Source organism: Cupriavidus basilensis, assembly GCF_000876015.1.
Taxonomy (GTDB): Bacteria; Pseudomonadota; Gammaproteobacteria; order Burkholderiales; family Burkholderiaceae; genus Cupriavidus; species Cupriavidus basilensis_B.
Genome location: NZ_BBQM01000019.1, coordinates 136,355 through 153,158, shown reverse-complemented (window position 1 = coordinate 153,158; position 16,804 = coordinate 136,355). Strand labels below are relative to the sequence as shown.

16 protein-coding genes and 2 tRNA genes are annotated in these 16,804 nt (G+C 68.1%); 16 read left to right on the top strand and 2 right to left on the bottom strand.

Going from position 1 to position 16,804, the window contains the following annotated elements:
* Positions 1-59: 59 nt before the first annotated feature.
* The 16 genes from KF708C_RS20990 (at position 60) to KF708C_RS20920 (ending at position 11,068) form a co-directional block, all read left to right on the top strand.
* Positions 60-136, top strand: a tRNA-Val gene (locus KF708C_RS20990).
* A 391-nt stretch (positions 137-527) separates the two neighbouring features.
* Positions 528-2,435 carry a threonine--tRNA ligase gene (gene thrS, locus KF708C_RS20985; RefSeq protein WP_059413122.1) on the top strand — a complete coding sequence of 636 codons (1,908 nt, stop codon included), beginning with the start codon at positions 528-530 and terminating at the stop codon, positions 2,433-2,435.
* A 45-nt stretch (positions 2,436-2,480) separates the two neighbouring features.
* Positions 2,481-3,002: a translation initiation factor IF-3 gene (infC, locus tag KF708C_RS20980; protein ID WP_081651578.1), complete on the top strand. Its 522-nt coding sequence runs from the start codon at positions 2,481-2,483 to the stop codon at positions 3,000-3,002.
* A gap of 169 nt (positions 3,003-3,171) precedes the next feature.
* On the top strand, positions 3,172-3,369 hold the full coding sequence (rpmI, locus tag KF708C_RS20975) for a 50S ribosomal protein L35 (protein WP_006575466.1): 198 nt from the start codon (positions 3,172-3,174) through the stop codon (positions 3,367-3,369).
* 28 nt (positions 3,370-3,397) lie between these two features.
* On the top strand, positions 3,398-3,754 hold the full coding sequence (gene rplT / locus KF708C_RS20970) for a 50S ribosomal protein L20 (protein WP_029044285.1): 357 nt from the start codon (positions 3,398-3,400) through the stop codon (positions 3,752-3,754).
* A gap of 331 nt (positions 3,755-4,085) precedes the next feature.
* Positions 4,086-5,111, top strand: a complete 1,026-nt coding sequence (gene pheS / locus KF708C_RS20965) for a phenylalanine--tRNA ligase subunit alpha (protein ID WP_196812941.1) — start codon at positions 4,086-4,088, stop codon at positions 5,109-5,111.
* 69 nt (positions 5,112-5,180) lie between these two features.
* Complete coding sequence (pheT, locus tag KF708C_RS20960; RefSeq protein WP_059413121.1) at positions 5,181-7,628, top strand: phenylalanine--tRNA ligase subunit beta; 2,448 nt, start codon at positions 5,181-5,183, stop codon at positions 7,626-7,628.
* Positions 7,629-7,713: 85 nt separating this feature from the next.
* On the top strand, positions 7,714-8,127 hold the full coding sequence (locus tag KF708C_RS20955; RefSeq protein WP_029044284.1) for an integration host factor subunit alpha: 414 nt from the start codon (positions 7,714-7,716) through the stop codon (positions 8,125-8,127).
* Positions 8,128-8,340: 213 nt separating this feature from the next.
* Positions 8,341-8,772, top strand: coding sequence for a MerR family transcriptional regulator (locus tag KF708C_RS20950; RefSeq protein ID WP_029044283.1), 432 nt, complete (start codon positions 8,341-8,343; stop codon positions 8,770-8,772).
* A 57-nt stretch (positions 8,773-8,829) separates the two neighbouring features.
* Positions 8,830-8,906 (top strand) — tRNA-Pro (locus tag KF708C_RS20945).
* 5 nt (positions 8,907-8,911) lie between these two features.
* The gene (locus KF708C_RS35810) at positions 8,912-9,112 is read left to right on the top strand and encodes a hypothetical protein (protein ID WP_156173895.1); all 201 of its coding nucleotides are present in this window, start codon (positions 8,912-8,914) and stop codon (positions 9,110-9,112) included.
* A 167-nt stretch (positions 9,113-9,279) separates the two neighbouring features.
* On the top strand, positions 9,280-9,561 hold the full coding sequence (locus KF708C_RS20940; protein WP_020206208.1) for a hypothetical protein: 282 nt from the start codon (positions 9,280-9,282) through the stop codon (positions 9,559-9,561).
* Between the two features lie 33 nt (positions 9,562-9,594).
* The gene (locus tag KF708C_RS20935; protein WP_020206207.1) at positions 9,595-9,837 is read left to right on the top strand and encodes a hypothetical protein; all 243 of its coding nucleotides are present in this window, start codon (positions 9,595-9,597) and stop codon (positions 9,835-9,837) included.
* Positions 9,838-9,903: 66 nt separating this feature from the next.
* The gene (locus KF708C_RS20930) at positions 9,904-10,155 is read left to right on the top strand and encodes a hypothetical protein (RefSeq protein WP_020206206.1); all 252 of its coding nucleotides are present in this window, start codon (positions 9,904-9,906) and stop codon (positions 10,153-10,155) included.
* 74 nt (positions 10,156-10,229) lie between these two features.
* Positions 10,230-10,598, top strand: a complete 369-nt coding sequence (locus tag KF708C_RS20925; protein ID WP_020206205.1) for a hypothetical protein — start codon at positions 10,230-10,232, stop codon at positions 10,596-10,598.
* 215 nt (positions 10,599-10,813) lie between these two features.
* Positions 10,814-11,068, top strand: a complete 255-nt coding sequence (locus tag KF708C_RS20920) for a hypothetical protein (protein ID WP_020206204.1) — start codon at positions 10,814-10,816, stop codon at positions 11,066-11,068.
* A gap of 19 nt (positions 11,069-11,087) precedes the next feature.
* On the opposite strand, the gene KF708C_RS20915 is transcribed toward KF708C_RS20920, so the two are convergent.
* Positions 11,088-11,693: a DUF2939 domain-containing protein gene (locus KF708C_RS20915; protein ID WP_059413120.1), complete on the bottom strand. Its 606-nt coding sequence runs from the start codon at positions 11,691-11,693 to the stop codon at positions 11,088-11,090.
* A gap of 168 nt (positions 11,694-11,861) precedes the next feature.
* Complete coding sequence (locus tag KF708C_RS20910; protein ID WP_059413119.1) at positions 11,862-16,787, bottom strand: NAD-glutamate dehydrogenase; 4,926 nt, start codon at positions 16,785-16,787, stop codon at positions 11,862-11,864.
* Positions 16,788-16,804 lie beyond the last annotated feature (17 nt).

Below are 16,804 nucleotides of genomic sequence, written 5' to 3'. Positions count from 1 at the left end.
ACGACATGGTGCGGCACGGCGGTGCAGCAGAAAAAGAAGTAGGGCAGTAGTGTGGCAGTAGGCTCGTAGCTCAGCTGGTTAGAGCACCACCTTGACATGGTGGGGGTCGTTGGTTCGAGTCCAATCGAGCCTACCAAAAGCATTGCAGCAGGCAGTAACCTCGCAGTAGCGCAGTACCAATTCGCAGTATCCAGTTTCGCAGTACCGGTTCAACCCGCTCACAGGAACGGAAGGCGCCATGATGAAGACATCGCGAACTACTACCGCTAATTAGCGACAGTAGTCGAGGTGCGCCTTGATCCCGGTCCGGCCGGAGTTGAAATCGAGAAAAACGCAGCCTTGGCTGCGTTTTTTTTCGTCTGTCGCTCGTTAGCCGCCTGCTATGCTGCCGGTCGCCGGCCGATGCGACCGCGCGAAATCCCCGCTGCCTGGCCCATGCCCCGCATGGCTGCCCGGTGCTACAAGATGCTTTTCATCCGCTTGCCGCCGCGCAGACGCCGGCGGGTGGATTCCTGATGAGGTGCAAGATGATCGCAATCACGCTGCCGGATGGTTCCCGCCGCGAGTTTCCCGGCCCGGTGACGGTCGCAGAAGTGGCGCAGAGCATTGGCGCCGGGCTGGCCAAGGCGGCCCTGGCCGGCAAGGTGGACGGCCGCATGGTCGACACCAGCTACCGGATCGAGCAGGACGCGAGCCTGGCCATCGTGACGGACAAGGACGCCGACGGCGTCGACGTGATCCGCCACTCGACGGCGCACTTGCTGGCCTACGCCGTCAAGGAGCTGTACCCGGACGCGCAGGTGACGATCGGCCCGGTGATCGAGAACGGCTTCTACTACGACTTCTCGTACAAGCGCCCCTTCACGCCCGAGGACCTCGTCGCCATCGAGAAGAAGATGGCCGAGCTCGCCAAGAAGGACGAGCAGGTGACGCGCGAAGTCTGGAGCCGCGACGAGGCCGTGAAGCTGTTCGAGTCGATGGGCGAGAAGTACAAGGCCGAGATCATCGCGTCGATTCCGCAGGACCAGGAAATCGGCCTGTACCGCGAAGGCAAGTTCGTCGACCTGTGCCGCGGCCCGCACGTGCCGTCCACGGGCAAGCTCAAGGTCTTCAAGCTGATGAAGGTGGCCGGCGCCTACTGGCGCGGCGACGCCAAGAACGAGATGCTCCAGCGCATCTACGGCACGGCCTGGGCCAGGAAGGAAGACCAGGAAGCCTACCTGCACATGCTCGAGGAAGCCGAGAAGCGCGACCACCGCAAGCTGGGCAAGCTGCTCGACCTGTTCCACCTGCAGGAAGAGGCGCCCGGCATGGTGTTCTGGCATCCGAAGGGCTGGCAGGTGTGGCAGGCCGTGGAGCAGTACATGCGCGGCCGCCTGACGCAGGCCGGCTACGAGGAAGTGCGCACGCCGCAGGTGATGGACCGTTCGCTGTGGGAGAAGTCGGGCCACTGGCAGAACTACAAGGAGAACATGTTCGTCACGGAGTCGGAAAAGCGCGACTACGCGATCAAGCCGATGAACTGCCCGGGCCACGTGCAGATCTTCAACCACGGTCTGCGCTCCTACCGCGACCTGCCGCTGCGCCTGGCCGAGTTCGGTGCCTGCCACCGCAACGAGCCCTCGGGCGCGCTGCACGGCCTGATGCGCGTGCGCGGCTTTGTGCAGGACGATGCGCACATCTTCTGCACGGAAGAGCAGATCGTGGCCGAGGCCAAGGCCTTCAACGAACTGGCCTTCTCGGTCTATGACGATTTCGGCTTCAAGGACGTGGCGGTCAAGCTGTCGCTGCGCCCCGACCAGCGCGCCGGCTCGGACGAGGTCTGGGACCACGCCGAGGAAGGCCTGCGCCTGGCGCTGCGCGCCTGCGGCGTGGAGTGGGAGGAACTGCCGGGCGAGGGCGCTTTCTACGGCCCGAAGGTGGAGTACCACATCAAGGACGCGATCGGCCGCTCGTGGCAGTGCGGCACGCTGCAGCTCGACCTGGTGCTGCCGGAGCGCCTGGGCGCCGAATACGTCTCCGAGGACAACGCGCGCAAGCGCCCGGTGATGCTGCACCGGGCCATCCTGGGCTCGTTCGAGCGTTTCCTGGGCATCCTGCTGGAGAATCACGCCGGCGCGCTGCCCGCGTGGCTGGCGCCGGAACAGGTCATCGTGATGAATATTGCCGACTCGCAGGCGGAATATGCCGAAAACGTCGTGCAATCACTGCTAAAACAAGGATTTAGGGCCAAGGCGGATTTGCGTAACGAGAAAATTACGTATAAAATCCGCGAGCATTCCCTTCAGAAGATTCCCTACCTGCTGGTAGTGGGCGACAAGGAGCGGGATGCCAATCAAGTGGCCGTGCGTGCCCGTGGCAATGCGGATCTGGGTGTGATGCCCGTTTCCGCGTTTGTGGAGCGTCTGCAACAGGACGTTGCCAGCAAAGCCTGATGGGATGAGCACGGCTTGTTTTTTGTCTTCTTGAGGTAACGCAACATCGCTACAGACAAAGGTCATCGCATCAACCGCGAAATCAGCGCACCCGAATTGCGCCTGGTCGGGGTTGATAATGAGCAGCTCGGCATCGTCAAGTTCATGGACGCGCTTCGCCTGGCTGAGGATAAGGACTTGGACTTGGTGGAGATCGCGCCGACCGCGGTGCCGCCGGTTGCCCGTATCATGGACTACGGCAAGTTCAAGTACGAGGAAGCCAAGCGCGCGCACGACGCCAAGCTGAAGCAGAAGATCATCCAGGTCAAGGAAGTCAAGTTCCGGCCGGGTACGGATGACGGCGACTACAACGTCAAGCTGCGCAACCTGAAGCGGTTCCTGGAAGACGGCGACAAGACCAAGATCACGCTGCGCTTCCGCGGCCGTGAGATGGCGCACCAGGAAATCGGCGCGCGTGTGCTCGAACGCCTGAAGGCGGACCTGGAAGAAGTCGGCCAGGTCGAGCAGATGCCGAAGATGGAAGGGCGCCAGATGGTGATGGTGCTGGCTCCCAAGAAGAAGAAGTAAGATTCTGCGCGTCGCCGCGGCCAGGTGGAGAATTCCGCCGGGCGCGGCGGTGCGCGAATACGGCGCGGACAGCCCCTCGGGGCGCCGCGCAACAACAAGTGGATGCGGGTCATGCAAGCGTCGGCGCCAGCCGGCCACCTGCATGCATGTCATAGAGCTGGAGTTTTTCATGCCGAAGATGAAGACCAAGAAAAGCGCTTCCAAGCGCTTTACTGCGCGTCCGAACGGTTCGTTCAAGCGTGGCCAGGCCTTCAAGCGTCACATCCTGACCAAGAAGACCACCAAGAACAAGCGTCAACTGCGCGGCACCCAGGACGTCCATGAGACGAACCTGAAGTCCGTTCGCGCAATGATGCCCTACGCATAACCCCTAACGAAAACGAAAGGAGCATTTCATGCCTCGAGTCAAGCGTGGGGTCACTGCACGGGCCCGCCACAAGAAAGTCATCGACGCTGCCAAGGGTTTCCGCGGCCGTCGCAATAACGTCTACCGCATCGCCAAGCAGGCGGTCATGCGTGCCGGCCAGTACGCGTACCGCGATCGCCGCAACAAGAAGCGCGTGTTCCGCGCGCTCTGGATTGCGCGTATCAATGCCGCGACGCGCGAGCATGGCCTGACCTACAGCGTGTTCATGAACGGTCTGAAGAAGGCCTCGATTGAACTGGACCGCAAGGTGCTGTCGGACATGGCCATCCATGACAAGCCTGCCTTTGCCGCCATCGTCAACCAGGTGAAAGCCTCCGTTGCCTGATGCCGGCTCCGGCCCGGCGCGCTAGCTGCGCGGCGGGCCGGGGGCAAGCACCGACCGCAAGGTCGACAGCATCTCCACCGGATTCGCGTCCGGCGGACCTGCAAGAACGGGGCTCCTCACCGAGCCCCGTTTTCATTTCGAATGCCGTTTGTGTCTTCTTGCGCGCCGCCGGCCAGGCGGGCGCGGCGGGCGAGACGGCATCCGAAACGAGCCCCGCGCCGCTCCCGGTGCCGCGCGGGGCCCGGCACCCACATCGCACCTAGTGCCAACCCACGCCCGGGCCCTTCCCGTGACCCGGACGCCAAATTTATCGCCGACCGCCGCCATGTCTCTGGATCCGGATCAAATCGTCGCCGACGCCCAGGCCGCCTTCGCCGCCGCCAACGACAACGCCTCGCTGGAAAACGAAAAAGCCCGCTTTCTCGGCAAGACCGGCGCGCTCACCGAGCTGCTCAAGAGCCTCGGCAAGCTCGACCCGGAGGCGCGCAAGAGCGAAGGCGCGCGCATCAACCAGGCCAAGCAGCAGGTCGAGGCCGCGCTCAACGCGCGCCGCCAGGCGCTGGCCGACGCGCTGATGAACGCGCGGCTGGCTGCCGAGGCCATCGACGTCACGCTGCCCGGGCGCGCCGTGGCGCGCGGCAGCCTGCACCCGGTGATGCGCACCTGGGAGCGCGTCGAGCAGATCTTCGGCTCGGTCGGCTTCGACGTGGCCGACGGCCCCGAGATCGAGACCGACTGGATGAACTTCACCGCGCTGAACAACCCGGACAACCATCCGGCGCGCTCGATGCAGGACACCTTCTACGTGGACGGCCGCGACAGCGAGGGCAAGCTCCTGCTGCTGCGCACCCACACCAGCCCGATGCAGGTCCGCTACGCGCGCATGCACGTGGAGAAGTACAAGGGCCGCGCGATGCCGCCGATCAAGGTGATCTGCCCGGGCCGCACGTACCGCGTCGACAGCGACGCCACGCACTCGCCGATGTTCAACCAGGTCGAGGGCCTGTGGATCGGCGAGGACGTGAGCTTCGCCGACCTGAAGGGCGTGTACACCGACTTCCTGCGCAAGTTCTTCGAGCGCGACGACATCCAGGTGCGCTTCCGCCCGTCGTACTTCCCGTTCACCGAGCCGTCGGCGGAAATCGACATGGCTTTCGGCAACGGCAGATGGCTGGAGATCTCGGGCTCGGGCCAGGTGCACCCGAACGTGCTGCGCAACATGGGGCTGGACCCCGAGCGCTATATCGGCTTCGCCTTCGGCTCCGGCCTCGAACGCCTGACCATGCTCCGCTACGGCATCAACGACCTGCGCCTGTTCTTCGAAGGCGACGCGCGTTTCCTGCGCCAGTTCGCCTGAGGCGCCCGCGCGCCAGAGCCTAACGTCACCGACTCAACAGAACAGAATACTTACCGGATCAGAAGCGCCATGCAATTCTCGGAATCCTGGCTTCGCAGTTTCGTCAATCCCGACAAGGTCACTACCGACGCGCTCTCGCACAGCCTGACGATGGCCGGGCTGGAGGTGGAAGAGGTCGGCCCGGTCGCGCCGCCGTTCGACAAGGTGGTGGTGGCCCGCGTGCTCGCCACCGAGCGCCATCCCAACGCCGACCGCCTCAACGTGTGCCAGGTCGATGCCGGCACCGGCCAGACGCTGCAGATCGTGTGCGGCGCGCCCAACGTGGCGCCCGGCATCCTGGTGCCGTGCGCGCTGGTCGGCGCGGTGCTGCCGCCGGCCGAGGCGGGCGGCAAGCCGTTCGAGATCAAGGTCGGCAAGCTGCGCGGCGTGGACAGCTTCGGCATGCTGTGCTCGGCGCGCGAGCTCAAGCTGTCGGAAGACCACGGCGGCCTGATGATCCTGCCGCCGGACGCGCCGGTCGGGCAGGACATCCGCCAGTACCTGGACCTCGACGACCAGGTCTTCGTCATCAAGCTCACGCCCAACAAGGCGGACTGCCTGTCGATCCACGGCGTGGCGCGCGAAGTCGCCGCGCTCACCGGCGCCGTGCTGACGCTGCCGGAGATGAAGCCGGTCGCGGTGACGCTGGCCGACAAGCTGCCGGTCAAGGTGTCGGCGCCCGACCTGTGCGGCCGCTTCTCCGGCCGCGTGATCCGCGGCGTGAACGCGCGCGCGGCCACGCCGGCCTGGATGGTGCAGCGCCTCGAGCGCGCCGGCCAGCGCAGCATCTCCGCGCTGGTGGACATCTCCAACTACGTGATGCTCGAGCTGGGCCGCCCCTCGCACGTGTTCGACCTGGACAAGATCCACGGCGGGCTCGACGTGCGCTGGGGCCGCAAGGGCGAGCAGCTCAAGCTGCTCAACGGCAACACCGTGGAGCTCGACGAGCAGGTCGGCGTGATCGCCGACGACAAGGAAATCGAGAGCCTGGCCGGCATCATGGGCGGCGACAGCACCGCGGTCTCGCTCGACACCGCCAACATCTACCTCGAAGCCGCGTTCTGGTGGCCCGAGGCGATCCAGGGCCGCTCGCGCCGCTACAACTTCGCCACCGACGCGGGCCACCGCTTCGAGCGCGGCGTGGACTACGCCACCACGGTCGAGCACATCGAGCGCATCAGCGCGCTGATTCTCGAGATCTGCGGCGGCCAGGCCGGCCCGGTCGACGACCAGATCGTCAACCTGCCGCAGCGCAAGCCGGTGCGCCTGCGCGTGGCGCGCGCCGAGCGCGTGCTCGGCATCGCGCTGTCGTCGGCGGAAATCACCGACGTGTTCCAGCGCCTGCGGCTGCAGTTCACGCGCGAGCAGGGCGCCGACGGCGAAGTGTTCGTGGTGACGCCGCCGAGCTACCGCTTCGACATCGAGATCGAGGAAGACCTGATCGAGGAAGTCGCGCGCATCTACGGCTTCGAGCGCATCCCGGCGCGCCCGCCGGTGGCCGAGAGCGAGATGCGCCCGACCGGCGAGGCGCGCCGCTCCAACCACGTGGTGCGCCACGCGATCGCCGCGCGCGACTACCAGGAAGTGATCAACTTCGCCTTTGTCGAAGAGAAGTGGGAACGCGACTTCGCCGCCAACGACAACCCGATCCGCCTGCTCAACCCGATCGCCAGCCAGCTTGCCGTGATGCGCTCGACGCTGATCGGCGGCCTGCTCGACAAGGTGCGCTACAACCTCAACCGCAAGGCCTCGCGCGTGCGCCTGTTCGAGGTCGGCCGCGTGTTCCACCGCGACGCGTCGGTGGCGGACGGCGGCCTGACCGTGGCAGGCTATCGCCAGCCGCTGGTGGCCGGCGGCATCGCCTACGGCCCGGCCTTCGAGGAACAGTGGGGCGTGGCCACGCGCCCGGTGGACTTCTTCGACGTCAAGGGCGACGTCGAGGCGCTGCTGCATCCGCGCGTGGCGCGCTTCGAGCCGGTCTCGCATCCGGCGCTGCACCCGGGCCGCGCCGCGCAGGTGCTGATCGACGGCAAGCCGGCCGGCGTGATCGGCGAACTGCATCCGCGCTGGCTGCAGGAATACGAGCTCAGCCAGGCGCCGGTGGTGTTCGAGCTGGACCTGCAGGCGCTGCGCGAAGTGGGGCTGCCGGGCTACACCGAAATCTCCAGGTTCCCGGCCGCGGTGCGCGACCTGGCGCTGGTGGTGAAGCAGGCCGTGCGCGTGCAGGACCTGCTCGACACCATGCGCGCGGCGCTCGAAAAACAGGGCTACGGGCGCTACTGCCAGAGCCTCGCGCTGTTCGACGAGTTCCGCCCGAAGGCCGCTTCCGCGGCCATCGGCGCGGACGAGAAAAGCCTTGCGTTCCGCCTGACCTTGCAAGATACTGGGGCGACCCTCCAGGACGAAACCGTCGACAGCGCGGTGCGCTGCATGGTCGAAGCCGCGGGCGCTGCCTTCCAGGCGCGGCTGCGCGGCTGAACCAGCGGGCACGCCGGCTGGCGTGACGACATGACAATGGAGCGCCCGGACATCCGCATCCGGGCGGATCGCACACTGAATGACAATGAACGATCGACACGCGCATCTCATGGCCGCAGCAATGGGTGAGGCAGGCGACCGGCAGGCAGCATCGCTCGACGACGAGGCCGCCGACGCCCGTGCCGCCGAGGTACCCACGCTCACCAAGGCCGAGCTCGCCGAAATGCTGTTCGACCAGGTCGGTCTCAACAAGCGCGAATCCAAGGACATGGTCGAGGCCTTCTTCGACGTGATTCGCGAAGCGCTGGAACACGGCGACAGCGTCAAGCTGTCCGGCTTCGGCAACTTCCAGCTGCGCGACAAGCCGCAACGCCCCGGGCGCAATCCCAAGACCGGCGAGATCATTCCCATTACCGCGCGGCGCGTGGTGACGTTCCATGCCAGCCAGAAGCTCAAGGCGCTGGTGGAGGAACGCGCCGGCATCGCGGTGACGGGCTGACCGCGGGCTGACGCCGCGAACTGGCGTCGCGCGTTCACGTCGCCGGTTCACGCCGGTTTGCCAGCCGCGCCGCCAGTCGCTATCCTGCTCATCTGTCCGTCGTTTCGATTGCCGCTTCGGTTGCCGTACCGAATCGCCCCGCGTGCCCGCGCACCTGTCCGCGCGGGCATGCCAACCACTGCCGGCACGGCCTGAAGCCCGCCCATTCACCGTATGTCGGAAAGACCCAGCGAACGCATTTCGTTGCCGCCGATTCCCGCCAAGCGCTACTTCACCATCGGCGAAGTCAGCGAGCTTTGCGCTGTCAAGCCGCACGTGCTGCGGTACTGGGAGCAGGAATTCACGCAGCTCAAGCCGGTCAAGCGGCGCGGCAACCGGCGCTACTACCAGCACCATGAAGTCCTGCTGATCCGCCGCATCCGCGACCTGCTGTACGAGCAGGGCTTCACCATCAACGGCGCGCGCAACCGCCTCGACGAAGGGCGGCAGCACGGCCATGCGCCGGCTGAGGAAGAGCAGGCCGCGGTCGCGGCGGCGGCCGACGAGGCGCCGGTCTTCTCGCTCGACATCAACAACCTGCGCAATGAGCTGGTGGAAGTCCAGCACCTGCTCGCGCAGCTTCGGCAGATCGCGCGGCACCAGTAAAAAGTGCATCAAGGGTCTAGCCAGCGAGCAAATGCTTCTGATATAATCTTTTTCTTTCGGGGCGTAGCGCAGCCTGGTAGCGTACCTGCATGGGGTGCAGGTGGTCGGAGGTTCAAATCCTCTCGCCCCGACCAGCATCATGAGAAACCCGCACAGTGAAGACTGTGCGGGTTTTTTCTTTTTGTCCGCGCTTCTTTTTGCATCCGAAAAATGTTCGAATATCCGCAATACCCGCGCATCGGTCAATTTACGTAATTGCCGGGCCATTGCCGCGAAGGATCGAAGCCATGTCGTCATGGCCGGAAAAACATCGGCGCTTTGCGCGAACGCGGGCAGATGATCGGGTTTGTAGTGCTCCGGCGCTGACTCTACAATCAAGGCGTGGCCGCGCGCTCTGCATGTCTTTCGGAACAGACGTTTGTTCGCTGCAGGCGCCGGCATCGCCGCGGCCTTTTTTCGCGGCATCGGGTTTCCGCAGCATCCGGTCGCAACGACGAGGAGTGGACGATGGCCAAACGCGAACGCTCTGCACGGGCCTTGCAGGACGAGGTGAGCCGGCGCATCCAGCGTATCGACGACATCATCGAGGACGGCGCGAAGGTGCGCGTGCCGTTGCCGCAGGCGCAGCCGCGCGACGCGCGCGGGCGCAACTGGGACATGAAGGCATTCGGCAATGCCAGCGGCTTCGAGAAGAGCATCCGCATCGTGGTGGACAAGGCGCGCGACGAATTCGACCTGGCCGAGTTGCCGGGCCAGGGCGCGGCCGACCCGTTCGGCGGCGCTTCGTGAAGCGGCCGCCGGCGGCCTCGTTGGAGTAACGGCATGCAGGCTTGCGATCCCTGCCATCTGCTCGTCGGCGCGCCGGCCTCGGTGCTGCCGCACGAGAACCTGGCCGCGTCCGGCGCGGGCGCGCTCGGCCTGGAGATCAACTCGCGCTGGGTGGACCGGCCGTGGCACTGCACGGTGTGCGGCGCGTGGATGTTCCAGAACGCGGCCCACGGCGACCCGCCCAATGTCTGGCGCATGGGGCGGCGCCCGCACGAGCGGCCGCTGGAGTGTGTCTGACCCGCTGCCGGCGCCGCGCTCCCGTTGCGCCGCGGCATGCTACGATGCCCGGCAAAGGGAGACATCATGAGCGAATCGAGAACGCTGCACTACCGCGGCCACGTGGTCCTGATCTCGGTGCAGCAGCACGCGCGCGGCTGCCTGGTGAGCGCGTCGATCGTGCGGGAGGGCAAGGGGGAGGTGCGCAATCCTTCGCCGCTGCAGTCGTGGATGGGCCATGAGCAGGGCGATCTGCTGGAGGTGGCGGACCGTGCCCAGGCGCGCGCCTGCCGCCTGATCGATGCCACGGTGGACCATGTTGCCTATGCGGCGGACTGAGCGGCGGTGCCGCGCGCGCCAGAAGTTTTGCGTCCCGGCCTACATGGCGGCGGGTCGCGGTCGTTAATCGGGGTATGAACTCATTCGATGCATCCGAAAAGGGCGCGGCCAACGCCGACGCCATAGGCTGGGGTTCGTCGCCGCCACACGTGCTGGCGGCCGTGCTCAACACCGCCCTGGCCGCCGAGGACCTGCACGGCTTCGCCGCGCTGCTGTCCGACATGGCGCGCGACCGCGGCCTCAAGGGCACGCGCGGTGCCCACCAGTCCATCTACGACATGCCGTACGCCAGCCTGCTGCCGCGCCAGCAGCATCTGCTGGCGGATGCGTTCGAGCTGCTGATCCGCCTCGGGCTGGAACTGCAGCCACGCCGCCCGCGCGTGCTGGGCGACGGCCCGGCCGACCTGCTGGTACGCGGCAGCCACGACATTCCCCCCACCTGAGGCGGCCGGCACCGCTGGCAGAACCGCCGCGCCGCATGCTAGCATCACGCAAAAATCAGGGGGGCCTCCAGCCCTGACCGATCAGATCGCCGCAAGACGGCGACACGCTGCCCGTGCCGAAGCCGATCGCGGCCGGACAGCCTTGCTGGCACCGGCCGCCCGCGCACGGCCGTGTTGTCCGAGGGGAGCGATCACGAGTCTTGGAGGTATGTGTGATGGACGAAGACGAACCTTTCGGGGTTGTGTTCGAGGATTTCCGCGTCATCTGGGTGGCCGAACGCCTGCAGGACGGCACCTGGACGGCGCGCTACTGCTGGCACCCGGGCACCTCCGAGGCTTCTGCCAAGGCCTTGCAGGCCGCGGTGCTGAGCGGCAAGTCCAAGCGCCTGCTGGGCGAATTCCGCAGCGAGGAAGAGACCGTCGCGGCCATCAAGGCCGCGGTGCTGCTCGAGGCCAAGTGGGTGCGCTGAGCCGGCCGCCTCCCGCGCGCTAGCGCGCGGGCAAGGCGACGTCCGGCAAGGCGATGCGGCTCCATTTCCAGCTCCACAGGCCGTCGCGCGTGAGACCGATGACGATGCGCTCGCCGTTGTCCTTCGTGGCCGACGCCTCGACCGTGTTCAGGCCGCGGTAGGACAGTGCATACCTGATCGCGTCCTTCGCGGCTTCGCGCTTCGGTGCGCTGTCTTCCGCGCCCGGCGAGTCCTGCCGCGGGGCGGGGGTGGATGCCGGCGGCGCTGAGGGTGCCGAAGGCGCGGCGGCGGGCTTCTCGCCGGCCATCAGCGCCATCACGCCGGCCGGCGACACCATCGTGTCGATCATGGTGTGGATGACGGCCTGGCCGATGGCCTGGCCGATGCCGGCCAGCGGCGTGTCGCGCAGGGCCGGCGCCGCGCCGAGCTTCTGCTGCAGCGACGCGGTCAGTTGCTCCTTGAGGTTTTCGCGCAGGGCGGGGTAGTCGACGTAGCGCGAGAACTTGTCGGCATCGTGCGCCTGGATGGCCGCGCGCATCTGGTAGAGCGTCCAGTAGGGGCTGGCATAGCTGGTGGCGGCGACGGCGAGCGCCGCCGCGATTGCGGTCTTGAGGGTTCGGTTCATCGCGGGTCCGGTTGGCGCCGCCGCGGAAGGCGGCGGGCGCGATGCGCCCATTGTCCCCAAAGCCCGGCGCTCGCGTCCAGCTTCCGCGCGGCGCCGCCTGCCGCGCCTGTCCGGATGTCCTCAACGTCCCAACGCCCGAGCGCCCGAGCGCCCAAATGCCCGATCGTCCTAGCAGCCGGGCTGGCTGCGCTCGAGCAGCCCGATCTCGCGGATCGCCACCGACAGCATCGACAAGCCCGCCGCGCCCGAGGCGCGCTGGTCCGCCAGCATGCGCGAGAAGCGCTCGATCTGGGCTTGCCGGCCGTTGCGCCAGGCTTCGATCAGTTTCTCCGTGGTGTCCAGTTCCACCGGCTGCGACAGCACGCTCACGGTCAGCGCGCGCTTGAGGCGGCCCAGGTCTTCCAGCGCCGTGGTGCGCGCCAGCAGGTCCCAGTGGCTGTCGGCGGGCAGGGCCTGGGCGCGCTCGCGCAGCCAGCCGAAGCTGAACTCGGTGTCGAGCGCGAAGTAGACGCTGGCCACCAGCGCCAGGCCGCGCTGCGTGGCGGCCGCCACGTCGGCGATGTCGAGCGCGGCCGCGCAGATTTCCCCGGCGGCCACGCGCAGCGCCAGCGCGTCGTCCACGCCGGCCTGCGCTAGCGCCTGGCGCCGCTCGGCCAGCGCCGCCGCCTCGGGCGCGGCCAGCAGCGCCGGCAACTGCGGCGTGAGCCAGGCCGCGGCCTCGGCGTAGCGCGCGCTTTCGCCGCCGTCCTGGCCGCCGCCGGCGCGCGCATGGCGCAGGAACCAGAGGCTGGCGTGCTCCAGCAGCCGGCCCACGGCGGCGAACATGCGCGCCTGCACTTCGTCGTCGACGCGGTTGTCGAGCGCGTCGATCTCGGCCCACAGCGGCTCCAGCCCGAACACGTCGCGGCCGATCAGGCAGGCGCGCACGATGTCCGCGGGGCGCGCGTCGGTCTCTTCCAGCATGCGGTGGACGAAGGTGGCGCCGGCGCGGTTGACCAGCGTGTTGGTCAGGTGCGTGGACAGGATCTCGCGCCGCAGCGGGTGGCGCAGCATGGCCTCGGCATGCCGCTCGCGCAGCGGCCGCGGAAAGTAGGCCGGCAGCAGGCCCGCCACCAGCGGGTCCTCGGGCAGGCTCGATGCGAGCAGTTCGTCATACAGCCACATCTTGCTGTAGGCCAGCAGCACCGCGCGCTCGGGCGAGGTCAGGCCCAGCCCGGCCGCCTTGCGCTCGACCACTTCCTCGTCGGCGGGCAGGAACTCCAGCGCGCGCTTGAGGCGCCCGGCGCGCTCCAGCCAGTGGATCAGGCGCGCTTCCTGGTCGAGCAGCGCGGCGGCGCCGCGGCCGGCCACCGAGAGCGCCTGGGTCTGGTAGTAGTTATCCTCCAGCACCAGCAGGCCGACTTCGTCGGTCATCTCCGCCAGTTGCTTGTTGCGCTGCTTCTCGGTCATCTCGCCGTCGGACACCGCCAGGCCGAGCAGGATCTTGATGTTGACCTCGTGGTCGGAGCAGTCCACGCCGGCGGAATTGTCGATCGCGTCGGTGTTGATGCGCCCGCCGTGCAGCGCGAACTCGATGCGCCCGAGCTGGGTGAAGCCGAGGTTGCCGCCTTCGCCCACCACCTTGCAGCGCAGTTCGGCGCCGTTGACGCGCACCGCGTCGTTGCTGCGGTCGCCGACCTGCGCATGCGTCTCGCGGCTGGACTTGACGTAGGTGCCGATGCCGCCGTTGTAGAGCAGGTCGACCGGCGCCAGCAGGATCGCGTGGACCAGGTCGGCCGGCGACAGCGCCGCGGCGCTGGTGCCCAGGCAGGCCTGCACCTCGGGCGTGAGCGCGATGGCCTTGGCGGTGCGCGGGAACACGCCGCCGCCGGCCGAGATCAGGCTGGCGTCGTAGTCGGCCCAGCTCGAGCGCGGCAGCGCGAACAGGCGCTGGCGCTCGCGCAGGCTGGCGGCCGGGTCGGGCGCGGGGTCGAGGAAGATGTGGCGGTGGTCGAAGGCCGCCACCAGCCGGATGTGCGGCGACAGCAGCATGCCGTTGCCGAACACGTCGCCGGACATGTCGCCGACGCCGGCCACGGTGAAATCGGTGGACTGGATGTCGATGCCCATCTCGCGGAAATGGCGTTTGACCGATTCCCACGCGCCGCGCGCCGTGATGGCCATCTTCTTGTGGTCGTAGCCGACCGAGCCGCCCGAGGCGAAGGCGTCGCCGAGCCAGAAGCCATATTCGGCGGAGATCGCGTTGGCGTAGTCGGAAAAGCTCGCCGTGCCCTTGTCGGCGGCCACCACCAGATAGGGGTCGTCGCCGTCGTCGCGCACCACCTCGGGCGGCGGCACCAGCGCGCCGGCGACGCGGTTGTCGGTCACGTCGAGCAGGCCGCGCAGGAAGGTCTGGTAGCAGGCGATGCCTTCCTGCAGCACCGCGTCGCGGTCGCCGGCGAGCGGCGGGCGCTTGACCACGAAGCCGCCCTTGCTGCCGACCGGCACGATCACGGTGTTCTTGACCATCTGCGCTTTCATCAGGCCGAGCACCTCGGTGCGGAAGTCCTCGCGCCGGTCCGACCAGCGCAGGCCGCCGCGCGCCACCGGGCCGCCGCGCAGGTGCACGCCTTCGACGCGCGGCGAGTAGACCCAGATCTCGAACATCGGGCGCGGCTCGGGCAGGCCCGGCACGCGGGCCGGGTCGAACTTGAACGACAGGCACGGGCGCGGCCCGCCGTCGGCGCCGTGGCGGAAATAGTTGGTGCGCACGGTGGCGTTGATGACGCCGAGGAACAGCCGCAGGATGCGGTCTTCGTCCAGGTTCGGCACCTGGTCGAGCGCGCCGCCGATGGCCTGCAGCAGCCGCTCGCAGTGCGCCGCGCGCGCGGCCTCGGTGGCCGGGTCGAAGCGCGCCGCGAACAGCGCCACCAGTTGCGCGGCGATGGCCGGGTTGCCGGTCAGCGCGCGCTCGATGTAGGCGTCGCTGAAGGTCGAGCCGACCTGGCGCAGATAGCGCGCATAGGCGCGCAGGATGGTGACGTCGCGCGCGGCGAGCCCGGCGCGCAGCACCAGGCGGTTGAAATTGTCGTTCTCGATCTCGCCGTTCCAGGCGCGCGCGAAGGCATCCTCGAACAGCGCCTTGATGCGCTCGATGTCGGCGCCGAGGTCGGCACCGGCGCCGGCGGCCACGCCGTCGGCCATCTCGAGTCCGAAGTCGTGCACCCAGACCGGCGCCGCGCCGCTGGGCTCGATCAGGTAGGGCCGCTCCTCGTCCACGCGCACGCCGAGATGCTCCAGCATGGGCAGGCTCAGCGACAGCGCGATCGGCTCGCGCGCGCGGTAGACCTTGAAGCGGAACGCGCCGGGCGCGGCCTCGATGGGCCGGTACAGGTTCATGGCCACGCCGCCGCTGGCCAGCGCGGCCTCCATCAGCTCGATGTCGCGCACCGCGGTGCGGGCCGGATAGTCCTCGCGGTAGCCGGCCGGGAACGCATCGCCGTAGCGGCGCAGCAGGCGGTTGCCCTGTTCCTCGCCGTTGCTGTCGAGCAGCGCGGCGGCGAGGTCGTCCTGCCAGCGGCGCGCGGCCTGCACGATGCGCGCCTCGAGCTCGGCCGGGTCGACCTCGGGCATGGTGCCGGGCTCGCCGCGCACGATGAGCTGGATGCGCGCCAGCGGCGACTCCGACAACTGCGGCGTGAACTCGCAGCCATTGCCGTGGAACGCGGTCATCAGCAGCTTCTGGATGCGCTGGCGCAGGTCGGTGTTGTACTTGTCGCGCGGCACGAACACCAGGCAGGAGACGAAGCGGTCGAAGCGGTCGCGGCGCACGAACAGGCGGATGCGCTGGTGTTCCTGCAGGCGCAGGATGCCCAGCGCGATGTCGGCCAGCTCGTCCTCGTCGGCCTGGAACAGTTCGTCGCGCGGATACTGCTCGAGGATGGTCACCAGCGACTTGTACAGGTGGCCCTTGGTCAGGAAGCCCGCGCGCGCCAGGACGTTGGCGAACTTGCGCCGCACCAGCGGGATCTCCGCGCACGACATCATGTAGGCGGTGGAGGTGTAGAGCCCGACGAAGCGGCGCTCGCCGAACAGCTTGCCGTTGGCGTCGACCAGCTTGACGCCGATGTAGTCCAGGTAGCCGGGCCGGTGCACGGTCGCGCGCGAGTTGGCCTTGGTGACGAAGATCGGCGAGCTGCCCTCGATCACGCTGCTGGCGGCCGCCGGCAGCTCGGTGAGCGCGCCGGCCTCCGCCGGGCGCAGGCTCTCGCGCAGGATGCCGGCGCCGGACCCGGCCACGCCGCGCAGGTAGAAGCGGCCGTCTTGGGTGATCAGTTCGTAGTCGCGCTGCCCGAGGAAGGTGAAGTGGTCGTCGAGCATCCATTGCAGGAAAGCGCAGGCTTCCTGGGTCTCCGGCTGGCGGCCGTGCGGGGGCTGGGCCAGCGTCTCGACGGTGGCGGCGGCGGTGGCGGTCATGCCGGGCCAGTCCTCGACCGCGGCGCGCACGTCGCCGAGCACGCGCGCGATGCCGTTGCGCAGCGCTTCCTGCGTGGCGGCGTCGCCGCAGCGGTCGACCTCGAAGTGGATGAACGATTCCAGCCGCGGCCCGCCCGCGGCTGGCGTGTCCGCCGCTGTGTCCGCCGCTGTGTTCGCCGGCGGTGCGCCGGCCTCGCCGTCGCCGGGCAGCGCGACCCTGGCGATGCTGCCGTCGGCCTCACGCCAGACCCGGAACACCGGGTGGATGGCGGAGTGCAGGGCCAGCCCGAGCCGGTTGATCTCCATCGTCACCGAATCCACCAGGAACGGCATGTCGTCGTTGACGATCTCCACCACGGAGTGATCGGAATGCCAGCCGTGCTGCTCCAGGTTGGGGTTGTAGACCCGCAGCCGGGCGCTGCCGGAGACGAAGCGCTGCGCGGTCTGCCAGTGCGCTATCACCGCGCCGTACAGGTCGGCCACTTCCCGCTGCAGCAGGTCGTCGGCGTCGGCCAGGTCGTAGTAGTGCCGCAGGAACGGCTCCGCCCTGGCGAACATGTCGCCGGGCAGGCGCCCCTGGGCGAACTGCATCAGGTCGGCCAGCAACCGGGCCAGTCGCGTTTCGCTTTCCGCCAGCATGGTGTCTCCCCGGGGTC